Raw genomic sequence first — 8187 nt, 5'->3', positions numbered from 1 at the left:
AATTTGCACATGTCAAACTTATGACTATTTTTGTGTAAATTACATTAATAAAAAATTGTTAACCTTTAAAAAAACAAAGTATGAATTATTCTACAATTAAGAAAGCCATTGTGTTTTCGTTAGTAGCAGTGTTAGGCCTGACAGGCATTTCTAACGCACAAGATGCTACTTCGAGCTCGGCGAGTTCTTCTGCCAAAGTGTTTGGTGGACGAGGACAGTACAGAACATGGAACCTTGGCATTAATGCTGGTGTAATGACGCCACACATTGCTATTGGCGGTACTAACGATTTCAACAAGATCAATGCTGAGTTAGGTTACGGATTATCTCTTCGTAAGCAACTAGGTCACGCTTTTGGAATTCAGTTTGACGGAATCCGTGGAGAACTTTCTGGAGAAAACGATCCTGCAAAATCTTTTGTTCCTGCAGGTAGCTACACTTCATTTGAAACTGATGTTGCTTATGCATTATCTCTTGCAGGTGTTGTTAACGTTGCTACAGTAGATTTCTTAAAGAGAGAAAACAATGTAAATTTCACTGCGAAAGCAGGTTGGGGTATCGTTGGTTTTGCTCCAAGATTGCCGTTTGACTGGAAAGGTAAAGCTGGTGATAACAGAGACGAGAAATTTGTTCAGGAGTCTTTCTTCCCGTTGGGAGTTGGCGCAAAATTCAAAATATCTGAACGCGTTAATTTCGACCTTGGTTACACAATGAACTTCCTTGATGGTGATAACCTTGATGGAATTTATGGTCGTCCAAATTCAAAAGATAAATGGTCTTACAGTTCTGCAGGTTTAGAATTCTCTTTAGGTTCTACTGCTAAACCAAACTTAGACTGGGTTAACCCACTTGCTTTGATGTATGATGAGTTAAAAGATCCTACATTACGTCAGGAAGTTGAAGCTTTAAAAGGTCGTGTTAGCGCTCTTGAAGCTCAGGATCTGTTAAAAGATTCAGATGGTGACGGTGTTGCTGATAAATTAGACAAATGTCCTGGAACTGAAGCTGGTGTTAAAGTTGATGGTTCAGGATGTCCTTTAGATGTTGATGCTGACGGTATTCCAGATTCGAAAGATGCTTGTCCTACTGTTAAAGGTACAGCGGAGTACAACGGTTGTCCTCCTCCAGAAGCAAGTAATGCAATGGCTACTGGAAACGTTATCCAATTCGAATTTGACTCTTCAGTATTAAGAACTGATGCTTACCCGATCTTAGATAGAATATCTTCTGATCTTAGAGCTAATTCTTCTTCACGTGTTCAATTAGAAGGTCACGCTTCTTCAGAAGGTACAACTGAGTATAACATGACTTTGTCTAGAGATAGAGCAAACTCTGTTAAAACTTACCTTGTTAATTCTGGTGTTGCTGCTAGCAGAATCTCAACTTCAGCATTTGGCGAAAGCCGCCCGGTTGCATCTAATGCAACTGAGGAAGGACGTGTACAAAACCGTCGTGTTGAAGCAAAAATGCAATAAACAATATTGTATATAAGCATATTGTAAAGAGTCCTGTTCCGATTATTCGGAACAGGATTTTTTTTTTGTAAATTTGCTAAAGATGTATTTTTTCAGAAAGCAGGATCCGAACCGCCCGACAAATTTCAATTTGAAGGTTATGCACTATATTAATGCATTAGCTATTATTATGTTTCTTGGGGGCATACTTTACAAACTGATCAATTGGTTTATACTATCAGGGAAATAGCATTATTCCCTCTCATTTATAATTACACTCCATGAAATCTATTATTTATTCAAAGAATGCTCCAGCCCCCATAGGACCTTATAGCCAGGCTGTTAAAGCAGGAAATATGCTGTATATATCTGGCCAAATCGCTATCGATCCTGTTAACCAGCAACTTATAGATGGAAGCATAGAAGATGAAACTGGTCAGGTGATGCAAAATATTGAAGCACTTCTCGTGGCATCTGGATTTTCATTTGCTGAAATTGTTAAAACCAGTATCTTTTTGAGTGATATGAAACATTTCACCAAAGTAAATGAAATCTACGGATCCTTTTTTAAATCTGATTACCCCGCCCGGGAGACGGTAGCGGTACTGGGTTTACCTAAGAACGTCAACGTTGAAATATCAGTGATTGCCTATAAAGCATAAGTTGAAGGAAGGCAGGACAAAGTATTTTATTGCCGCGTTATTATCGGTTGTTATTTGGGGCTTTTTCTCAATCCCTTTAAGACTTTTACAGGACTATGCTCCTGAAGATATCTTGCATTACAGAATATTTACTTCCCTGATTATTACCTGGCTGGTAATATTATTTTTCAGAAAATCGAAACTTAAACAAGATCTGACTTATCTGAAGTCCGAATCAAAAACTGAACGAAAGCGAATCATTTGGTTGAGTATTCTCGCCGGCTTCTTAATAACTAGTAACTGGTTTACGTACATTTATGCTGTTAATGAGGTGAGTTTGAAATCAGCTGCCTTCGCTTATATGATATGCCCGCTTATCACTGCCATGGGAGGATTCTTAATTCTAAAGGAGAAATTATCCACGTTTAAGCTGGCAGCAATTGGGATCGCTGCAATAAGCATAGTAATTTTAGCACAGGGTTCCTTTCGGGAACTGCTATGGTCAGTGATCGTTGCTTCACTATATGCCTTTTACCTAATCATCCAACGGGTTATGGGAAGAATTGATAAACTTCTTATGCTGGGTATTCACTTGGTGATCGCCACCGTTATAACTTTGCCCTTATTCCTGTACAATTTCCAGCAGTTGCCGCTTGATCTATACTTCTGGACAGTCATTGTTATTATTTCCATTTTATTTACAATAGTACCGCTCTTTTTGAGCCTCTATGCCCTTATAGGTATGCCATCGTCCACACTTGGGATCATTATTTATCTTAACCCAATCGTTGCTTTTGCCGTAGCATTTTTTTACTTTCACGAAGGAATTGATCCTCACCAGTTATATGCATATTCCATGCTTTTCGCTGCTGTAATAGTCTTCAACTGGAATAGCATTAAAGAATTAACAATAAGGCCCGCTGAATAAATAGTGGATTTACCTTCCGGGAAATTGAAAGAACAGATCTTAAAGACGCCGGTGGAATACCTGAAAGGGGTAGGAACCCAACGCGCTGACATCCTAAAAAAAGATTTGGCCATCTTTACTTATCAGGACCTCCTGGAGCACTATCCGTTTCGTTATATTGACCGCACCCGCTTTTATAAGATCAGGGAGCTAAATGGTGAACTTCCCGCGGTTCAGATACTTGGAAGGATTGTTTCGAAGGATATAATTGGTGAAAAGCAGGCTAAGCGACTGGTGGCTAATTTCAAAGACGAAACCGGTAGTATAGAGCTCGTTTGGTTCCAGAGTCTTAAATGGGTGGATAAGATAATCCAACAGGGGGCTGTTTTTATGATATTCGGTAAGCCAGCAATATTTAATGGGCGAATCTCCATTACACACCCCGAAGTCGAACTATATCAGCCAAAAGCCGAAAATAAGGGTAATTTAAGCCTTCAACCCGTTTATAGCTCAACTGAAAAACTAAAGCAATTTAATCTTGATAGCCGTGGAATACAGCGCATTCTGGCCAACCTCATTGATCAGGTTATCAGGCAAATAGAGGAAACACTCCCGGATCAAATTTTGGCTGAGCATCGGCTAATGAGTCGTCAAAAAGCGTTTTTCAACATTCATTTTCCCGATAACACAGAGCTTTTGCGGTCGGCTGAAAGGCGCCTCAAGTTTGATGAGCTGTTTTTCATTCAACTAAAACTGCTTCGAACAAAAATCATCAGGACGCACAAGTTTAAAGGGGCTGTTTTTGCTAGCGTTGGTGAAAAGTTCAATACATTTTTTTCGGAAAAGTTACCTTTTGAATTAACAAGCGCACAGAAAAGGGTTGTTAGGGAGATTCGACAGGATACACAAAGGGGCATACAGATGAACAGGCTGCTCCAGGGTGACGTGGGTAGCGGCAAAACAGTAGTAGCCTTAATGATGACGCTTCTGGCAATAGATAATGGTTTTCAGGCATGCATTATGGCTCCTACAGAGATTCTTGCTCAGCAACACTATATTTCAATTAAATCACTAGTCGGAGATGATTTTGTAGAAGTGGAATTGTTAACCGGTTCTACCACTAAAAAACTTAGAAAAATTCTTCATGATAAGCTCGAAAATGGACGGTTAAATATCCTGGTGGGTACACACGCTCTGATCGAAGATGCAGTAAAGTTTCAGAACCTGGGGCTGGTAGTTATTGATGAACAACATCGGTTTGGCGTCGAACAACGCGCAAAACTCTGGCGAAAAAATACTATCCCTCCGCACGTATTGGTTATGACCGCGACTCCCATTCCGCGAACACTCGCAATGACTTTGTACGGTGACCTTGATATCTCAGTCATTGATGAGTTGCCTGCAGGGAGAAAACCAATTAAAACGGTACATATGTATCATAGCCAGCGTCTCAGGATGTTTGGATTTATGAAAGAGGAAATTGAAAAGGGAAGACAGATTTATATTGTTTACCCTTTGATTAAAGAGAGTGAGAAGCTCGATCTCTTATATCTTGAGGCTGGAATTGATGCTATTTCAAATGTATTTCCTCCGCCACTATATAATATTAGCATTGTTCATGGAAAGTTGACTCCTAAAGAAAAGTCTTCGGAAATGGAGCGCTTCGTCAAAAAGCAAACTCAAATAATGGTGGCCACAACTGTAATTGAAGTTGGAGTCAATGTTCCCAACGCGAGTGTAATGATCATAGAAAACGCTGAACGTTTCGGATTATCACAACTGCATCAACTTCGCGGACGGGTTGGGAGGGGCGTAGATCAATCTTACTGCATTCTCATGTCGGGAAATAAGCTCAGTTCTGATGCAAGGATACGCCTAGATACAATGGTGCGCACAAACGATGGCTTTGAAATTGCAGAAATTGACCTTCAGCTTCGCGGCCCGGGAAATATAGAGGGAACTCAACAAAGCGGGGTTCTCGATCTTAAACTTGCAGACCTGGCCCAGGATCAGCAGATACTAATTGAAGCAAGGAAAACGGTTATCAAAATTCTGGAAGATGATCCTGAGTTAACAGATGAAAGTAACAGGTTGCTGCGTCAGTATTTTGAAAGAAGGGTTGGGGGGATAAGCTGGGATAAGATTTCATGAAAATAGCCTAATTTGCACTATGAAATTGATAGCAACATTTATCTCGATATTATATTTATCAGGCAACTTATTTGCCCAGAATCCTGACTCTCTTATTATTAAAAAAATATATGACGAAGCTCTTGGTAGCGGACAGGCTTATACTAACCTGGAATACTTGTGTAAAAAAATTGGGCCGCGGTTAAGTGGCTCCCAAAACGCAAACAAAGCTGTCGACTGGACAAAAAAGTTGATGGTAGAATATGGTTTTGACAGGGTTTATTTGCAGGAGGTCATGGTTCCTCATTGGGAACGGGGAGCTAAAGAATCAGCTTACATATTGGATGGCACAACTAAAATTCCTGTCCGAATCGCTGCGTTAGGAGGGTCTATTGCCAGCCCATCACAGGGACTTCTTGCACAGGTAATCGAAGTGAAAAGCTTTGAGGAGTTAAGATCTTTAGGAGAGAATGTAGTCAAGGGTAAAATAGTTTTCTATAACCGTCCATTTGATAACAAGTTGTTTGACCCTTTTGAAGCATATCGCGGAGCTGTAGATCAGCGAAGTCAGGGTGCAATTGAAGCTGCAAAATTGGGCGCGCTTGGTGTAATTGTCAGGTCAATGACAAACATCATAGATGATAATCCTCATACTGGCGGAATGCGTTATCAGGATGCTGTGACTAAAATTCCAGCAGCCGCCATTAGTACGAAGGCTGCCGAATTGCTGAGCCAAAAGCTCGGCATGAAAAAGTCACCTGCCATACGTTTATACTTCAAGCAGAATTGTAAAACCCTTCCCGACGCTATATCTTACAATGTGGTGGGCGAAATCCGTGGGAGTGTCAGTCCTGAACGAATAATTACTGTTGGAGGGCACCTGGATTCCTGGGACCTGGCAGAAGGTGCTCATGATGATGGTACAGGCATTACTCAATCAATTGAGGTCTTGAGAATGTTTAAATCGCTGAATTTAAAGCCACGAAACACCATTCGTGCCGTCATGTTTATGAACGAAGAGAACGGTTTGAGAGGGGGTCTCAAATACGCCGAACTTGCTAAACAAAACCAGGAAAAGCATATGGCAGCTATGGAATCTGACCATGGGGGATTTAGTCCGAGAGGGTTCACTATTCAAGAATCCCCAACTGCAATGCTACAAATTGCTAAATGGAAGCATTTATTCGAACCATATAAAGTTACAGAGCTCTTGTCAGGCGGTGGCGGTGCAGATATTGGACCATTGAAAACAGTTGTCCCCGAAATAGTGCTTATAGGTCTTAAACCTGATTCCCATCGCTATTTCGATATTCACCATGCAAGCAGCGACGTGTTTGAGAACGTAAACAAAAGAGAACTTGAACTTGGCGCAGCATCAATGGCTTCGCTGATATATCTGATAGACAAGTACGGCATAGAATAGCCATTTTTACTGAACATGAGTGAAATCCCCCCAGCCAAGGGAAAAACTGATCCTTACATTGCCTTACGGTATCCTGAATTTCGCTCCTATGTGGCAATGCGATTCCTGTTTACTTTCGCATACCAAATCCAGGCTGTGGTAGTTGGCTGGTACATCTACCAGCTTACAAAAGATCCGCTTTCGCTCGGTTTGATCGGGCTGGCAGAAGCCGTGCCTTCTATCACGGTAACCCTCTATGGCGGCTATATCGCTGACAAATCCAACAAGAAAACAATGCTCATAAATATAATGGGCACAATGTTCATTTGTTCTTTGGCACTGGCATTCGTGACTTCCAAAGCCGCTCTGGACCTAATGTCACAAGGGGTGATTATCTCCACAATGTACGTTACGATCTTTTGTATAGGTCTGGCACGAGGGTTTTATTCACCGACAGCATTTTCCATTATGGCACAGATTATTCCGAAAGAACATTACGCTAATTCCTCTACCTGGAATAGCGGGGCCTTTCAGTTGGGGTCAATAGTGGGTCCGGCTGCTGGCGGGCTCCTGTATGGATTCGGAGGAATAACTTCCTGTTTTGTGGTAATTCTGACATTCATTGCCATGTCTCTGACTTGTATCATTTTCTTCATCAACAGCCATCCGGCAAAATTTGTAATGAAAGAAAATATCTATAAAAGTTTGGAAGAGGGAATTCGTTTTGTTTTTAAGAGCAGGATGCTTGTAGGGGCACTTAGTCTGGACATGTTTTCCGTATTTTTCGGAGGGGCAGTAGCACTGATGCCGATTTTCGCTCATGACATTTTAAAGGTAGGGTCGGAAGGATTAGGATTAATGCGGGCGGCTCCTGCTCTTGGTGCCGTTGTAACAATGTTCATTATGGCGAAATATCCGCCCATGGACAAACCGTGGAGGAATCTGCTTCTGGCTGTTGCCGGCTTTGGAATATCTATTATCTGTTTTGGATTATCCCGGAACTTCTATCTGTCGCTTTTAATTCTCTTTTTTGAGGGAGCATTCGACAGTGTAAGTGTGATAATACGTTCAACCATATTACAGATTCTAACGCCGGATCATATGCGGGGCAGAGTGTCTGCAGTGAATTCTATGTTTATCGGCTCGTCAAATGAAATCGGTGCATTCGAATCTGGCGCAACCGCTAAGCTTATGGGAACTGTCCCGTCTGTCTTATTTGGAGGTTCAATGACCCTTATCATCGTATTTATTACCTGGCTGAAAACGAAAAGATTGGTTCCTTTGAGTTTGAAGGAGATTAATACGAATTAACCATGCGGGGGCTCTTCCCCGACTGGGTCGGGGATCTCCCGCAGACGCGGCGTAGCTTGCGTCCTCTACGCATTTCAAATTCAGCGGGTTCAAAACCACAGCAGAACTACAATAAATTATTTGGATTTCATGCAATTCCCGGTTCATACGTCATGCGCCGGTCGACACATGCGGCTGTAGCCGCGTGTCATTTACGAGATCCGTCCCGGGCTTGATCCGGGATCCAATCGGGGAAGAGCCCCTTACAAAGGCCTCTGATATTTCCCCCAGAAAAAATACACCAAACAGCCCAATACCGGTGCTAAAAGAATTACAATCAGCCAAAGTAGCTTGGTATTTATA

Annotated in this window: 8 protein-coding genes; 7 read left to right on the top strand and 1 reads right to left on the bottom strand. The window is 41.7% G+C overall.

What is annotated here, in order from left to right; all coding sequences use genetic code 11:
• Positions 1–80 precede the first annotated feature (80 nt).
• The 7 genes from ACLL8Z_RS11775 (at position 81) to ACLL8Z_RS11745 (ending at position 7845) form a co-directional block, all read left to right on the top strand.
• A complete protein-coding gene (locus ACLL8Z_RS11775) occupies positions 81–1475 on the top strand; it encodes an OmpA family protein (RefSeq protein WP_411274986.1) in 1395 nt (464 codons plus the stop codon).
• A 73-nt stretch (positions 1476–1548) separates the two neighbouring features.
• Positions 1549–1704, top strand: a complete 156-nt coding sequence (locus ACLL8Z_RS11770; protein WP_411274985.1) for a DUF6728 family protein — start codon at positions 1549–1551, stop codon at positions 1702–1704.
• Between the two features lie 31 nt (positions 1705–1735).
• Complete coding sequence (locus ACLL8Z_RS11765; RefSeq protein WP_411274984.1) at positions 1736–2116, top strand: RidA family protein; 381 nt, start codon at positions 1736–1738, stop codon at positions 2114–2116.
• Positions 2100–3023 carry an EamA family transporter gene (locus tag ACLL8Z_RS11760; RefSeq protein WP_411274983.1) on the top strand — a complete coding sequence of 308 codons (924 nt, stop codon included), beginning with the start codon at positions 2100–2102 and terminating at the stop codon, positions 3021–3023. The genes ACLL8Z_RS11765 and ACLL8Z_RS11760 overlap by 17 nt, the downstream gene beginning before the upstream one ends.
• A 3-nt stretch (positions 3024–3026) precedes the next feature.
• Positions 3027–5153 (top strand): ATP-dependent DNA helicase RecG, encoded by a 2127-nt coding sequence (gene recG, locus ACLL8Z_RS11755; RefSeq protein WP_411274982.1) that lies wholly within the window; start codon positions 3027–3029, stop codon positions 5151–5153.
• Positions 5154–5172: 19 nt separating this feature from the next.
• Positions 5173–6555, top strand: a complete 1383-nt coding sequence (locus tag ACLL8Z_RS11750; protein ID WP_411274981.1) for a M28 family peptidase — start codon at positions 5173–5175, stop codon at positions 6553–6555.
• A gap of 15 nt (positions 6556–6570) precedes the next feature.
• Positions 6571–7845 (top strand): MFS transporter, encoded by a 1275-nt coding sequence (locus ACLL8Z_RS11745; protein WP_411274980.1) that lies wholly within the window; start codon positions 6571–6573, stop codon positions 7843–7845.
• Between the two features lie 242 nt (positions 7846–8087).
• Here ACLL8Z_RS11745 and ACLL8Z_RS11740 read toward each other — a convergent pair whose 3' ends face one another.
• Positions 8088–8156: a hypothetical protein gene (locus tag ACLL8Z_RS11740; protein ID WP_411274987.1), complete on the bottom strand. Its 69-nt coding sequence runs from the start codon at positions 8154–8156 to the stop codon at positions 8088–8090.
• Positions 8157–8187: the final 31 nt, after the last annotated feature.

The organism is Daejeonella sp. (assembly GCF_046590655.1).
Classification (GTDB): Bacteria; Bacteroidota; Bacteroidia; order Sphingobacteriales; family Sphingobacteriaceae; genus Daejeonella.
This window is presented reverse-complemented; position numbering and strand designations above follow the sequence as displayed.

Coding starts and splice junctions, on each gene's coding strand:
- ACLL8Z_RS11745 (WP_411274980.1), top strand. CDS start 6,571: ATGAGTGAAATCCCCCCAGCCAAGGGAAAAACTGATCCTTACATTGCC.
- ACLL8Z_RS11765 (WP_411274984.1), top strand. CDS start 1,736: ATGAAATCTATTATTTATTCAAAGAATGCTCCAGCCCCCATAGGACCT.
- ACLL8Z_RS11775 (WP_411274986.1), top strand. CDS start 81: ATGAATTATTCTACAATTAAGAAAGCCATTGTGTTTTCGTTAGTAGCA.
- ACLL8Z_RS11750 (WP_411274981.1), top strand. CDS start 5,173: ATGAAATTGATAGCAACATTTATCTCGATATTATATTTATCAGGCAAC.